The sequence below is a fragment of the Actinoplanes sp. ATCC 53533 genome (assembly GCF_003947245.1).
Genome location: NZ_QHHV01000306.1, coordinates 1 through 3,138 on the forward strand (window position 1 = coordinate 1; position 3,138 = coordinate 3,138).

Annotated in this window: 3 protein-coding genes; 1 reads left to right on the plus strand and 2 read right to left on the minus strand. The window is 70.2% G+C overall.

Annotated features, from left to right (window positions below):
- Together DMB66_RS54825 and DMB66_RS54830 are read right to left on the minus strand one after the other, a co-directional pair.
- The coding region (locus tag DMB66_RS54825) for an SAM-dependent methyltransferase (RefSeq protein ID WP_125811974.1) at positions 1 to 811 on the minus strand (811 nt) is incomplete at its 3' end.
- Complete coding sequence (locus DMB66_RS54830; RefSeq protein WP_233625524.1) at positions 808 to 2,205, minus strand: MFS transporter; 1,398 nt, start codon at positions 2,203 to 2,205, stop codon at positions 808 to 810. The genes DMB66_RS54830 and DMB66_RS54825, both read right to left, overlap by 4 nt.
- Positions 2,206 to 2,807: 602 nt before the next feature.
- Between DMB66_RS54830 and DMB66_RS54835 the strand changes: the two genes are divergently transcribed.
- The coding region (locus tag DMB66_RS54835) for an AAA family ATPase (RefSeq protein WP_148112889.1) at positions 2,808 to 3,138 on the plus strand (331 nt) is incomplete at its 3' end.

A 3,138-nucleotide genomic window follows, 5' to 3' on the forward strand; every position in this document is an offset into this window, starting at 1 on the left:
CGATGCCGGGCGGGAGCAGCTCGACGGCGTGGTTCAGGAGCGCGGTGAGCTGGTCGGCGGTGCGCAGCACGATGGGCGTCGGGGTGTCCTGGTAGAGCTGGCACGCGGCGGACTGCTGGTGGAGGCCTTCCACCGTCGCCTCGGGTGTCCAGTGGGAGAGAGCCAGGAAGCTGCCTGGTGACAGTGCGGCGCTGATGCGGCTGACGGCTGCCGCGGCGTCGGCGTCGTCCGGGATGTGTTGCAGTACGTAGCCCAGCAGGACCGCGACCGGTGCGGAGAAGTCGAGCAACGCGGTCACCGCGGGATCAGTGAGGATCTGCTCTGGTTCGCGGAGATCTCCTCTGACTGCCCGAGCGTTCGGGTCGCCGGCCAGCATGCTTTCGGCTTGCTCTACGGCGACCGGGTCGATATCGACGTAGACGACTCGGGCGGTCGGGTCGGTTTCGCGGGCGGTCTCGTGGGTGGCCTCCAGTGTCGGGATGCCTGCTCCGATGTCCAGGAACTGGCGGACGCCGAGGCCGGCCAGCCATCGAGTCGCTCGGGCGAGGAAGGCTCGGTTCGCGCGGGCGGCCCACGGTGCCGGCGGATAGCTGTGCTCGATCCGCGCCCACAGTTGACGATCGACTTCGAAGTGGTGCATGCCGCCCAGCGCGCAGTTGTAAACCCGTGCCGGCGCCGCGACGGTGATGTCCACGCCGTCGGGGACCCACCCCGCATTCGGCGTCGCCGCGGCTTCGCGGCGTGACGCCGTCGTCGGGGCCGGCACGTCGCCGGATGCCGGGCCTGCGGCCTGATGGCGGCCGGTAGTCATCGATAGTCTCCCCGAGTGGATGTGGCCCTGCCGCTCACACGATGGCGTTGTCGTTCCGGCTGGTCCGAGGCGGTTGAGCCGCTGTGGTGAGGGCTTGGCAAGGGAGCGGTGCCGCTGTGCCCTTCGCCCGGGTTCGCGCCGGGCGTGGGCTGCCAGTTGACTCGCCAGCCGGGGTAGCAGACGGCGACGAGGTAAGCGATGGCGCAGACGCCGGCAGCGGCCGGTAGTCCGGCGGTGGCGAGCAGACCGGCACCAACCAGCCCGCCGACCGGGATGCCGGCCCAGGCCAGCGCGTTGATCAGGGTTAGGACCCGGCCGCGCAACTCGGCCGGAACCGACTCGATCTGGACGGCCTCCACGATCGGGTTGAACACGCCCGCACCCAGCCCGGCGAGTCCCCACACCGCGATCACCGCCTCCGGAGGCCAGTCGGCCGCGAGCGCGGCGATGCGAGTCGGACCGGCCACAATCACCGCGATCAGGTAGACGCCTCGGCGGGGTAGCCGGTCGCTAAGGCGGGCGGTGACCAGTGCGGAGCATCCTGCGGTGCCGGCGGCGACGCCGAGCGCCAGGCCGATCATCGCCGGGCTGTGCCCGCCCGTGTGCGCCCACGTCGGCAGCAGAATGCTGATCAACGCTTGATCGATCAGGTTCGTCGCGAGGAACATGGTGGTCAGCGCCCGCAGGGATTGGTGGTGACGCAGATAGCCGGCACCGGCACGCAAGCGGCTGGCATACCTGCTCGAGCAGTGGTCGCGGGGTGGGTCGGTGACCGTGCGGGTGGCGATGCCGGCTGCGGCGGCAAGCAGTGCTGCGGAAACCCACAGCGCGGTGGCGCCTCCGGCCGCCACGATGAGCCAACCGGTGAGAGCCGGACCGACGGTGGTGGCCGCCCGTTCGATCACGATCGCGTACCCGGCGCCACGGGTGACCGAGTGTCCAGCGTCGGTCGCCGCGATGGGTAGCAGCAGGCGTTTCGCGGCGGCGGCCGGACCGTCAGCGGCCCCGACACCGGCCAGGATGAGGCCGATCAGCCACACCGGTCCAGCCGTGCCGACCGCCAGTACGGCGAGTAGCCCAGCGGACGTCAGGTCACCAGCGATGCTGATCCGGCGCGGGCCGATGCGGTCGAGCAGCGGCCCTGCCAGCCATTGCGTCAGCGCATACGGCATTGTCTGGCCCAGCAGGACCAGGCCGGCCTGCGCCGTGTTGCCGGTGCTCGACCAAACCAGCCACGGTACGGCTATCAACAGCATCCGCGTCACCGTCAACGCGCACGCCTGGGCCCCCAGCACACCGGCCAGAGCCCGCCTCCGCCCGGCTCTGGCAGCCGGCGGACCGGCCGCGGTGGTCGTCGACGTGATCGCGGCCCGCGCCGCGGAGAGCACTGTCACGCTTTCCACCTCCAGCAAGGTCGTCCACAAGGCGGCCGTCGGCGACCGTCCGGGCGAGGCGGCCGACGGCGAGCTGGCCGCGGTTGGTCCTGCCGGCTCCGCCGTAGGGTCGGTCGGGCCGAGCAGCTTGTGCAGCGGGAGCGCGGCGTCTGGCCTGCGGCGTGCACGAGACCGGTCGGCTGGTCGACGAAAGTGCGTCGCGGGTTCGGCGGGCACGTCCGGTCGAGTACGGCGGACGGGGCGTTGTCGGCGGTGGACGCTCGGATGGTTGACGTCGTCTACCAAATCAGCTGCGGCCCGATGTCGGGCACACCCGATGGATGACGCCGACATTTCATTGACACGCCGTGCCGTGCCGGGAGCACACCCCGGGCTGCGGCGATCGGGAATGGACCTGGATGTCCAGCAAGGCGGGGCGACCAACGGCGTGGTCTGCGCCCTTGCGAGGATGCCGCCGATGGCGCTGAGGTGGCGTGGACGCGTCGAGTAGCACAAGCCTGCCGGTACGCCCGCGAATTACGCTGGGTGAGATCATCCATCCTGTTGGGTGATCTGTAGAGCATTTCCTGTGGGCAACGTCGTTGCACTTCAGAAGTGCTTGCATGCCAGCGGTCGAGAAGAAGATTCGCAGGAGGGGTGCTGTGCAGGACGCGCCGCCAGTCATCACGCTCATCAGTCACCGCAGGGGCGAGGGCGTAACGACGCTGGCCGTGAAACTGGCCGATCAACTGGCCCGGCGCGGCTTCAGGATTCTCGTTGTCAGTGCGGACGCCAAGGCGGATACGGCCGCGGAACTCGGCTACGAGTCGCCCGGGGCCATCGGGCCCTGGACGGCCTATCACGTGGCCGGCGCTGGCTTGGTGTCGCTCGCGGAGCTGCGGTTACCCGAGACTCCGCTGGCTGAGGTTGACGTTGCGTCGCTGCGAGACTCCC